Genomic DNA, 242 nt, shown 5'->3' with positions numbered 1-242 from the left:
CTCTACTGGGTCAGTTTTCGGTCAGCGGCAACACTGCAGGTTCTTCTTGAACAGGTCGAGCTGATCCACCTGCTCGCCGGCTTCCTTCACGGCTGCTTCGGCCTTTTTCACGCCGGCGCTGTCGCCGTTCTGCTCGGCGACACGCTTGAACTCCAGCGCATGCTGGCGTGATTCCTGGGCCAGCTTGTAGCGCTTGGAGAAGCGCTCCTTGGCCGGCGCGCAGTAGTAGCTGAGCTTGCTGG

The 242-nt window shown here is 61.6% G+C and carries 1 pseudogene; it reads right to left on the bottom strand.

The features are described 5' to 3' along the window. Positions 1–33: 33 nt before the first annotated feature. Positions 34–242: pseudogene (locus A9513_RS24750) on the bottom strand (hypothetical protein); the annotation flags it as partial.

Origin of the sequence: Pseudomonas sp. AU12215 (assembly GCF_001675465.2) — a bacterium.
Classification (GTDB): Bacteria; Pseudomonadota; Gammaproteobacteria; order Pseudomonadales; family Pseudomonadaceae; genus Pseudomonas; species Pseudomonas nitroreducens.
This window is presented reverse-complemented; position numbering and strand designations above follow the sequence as displayed.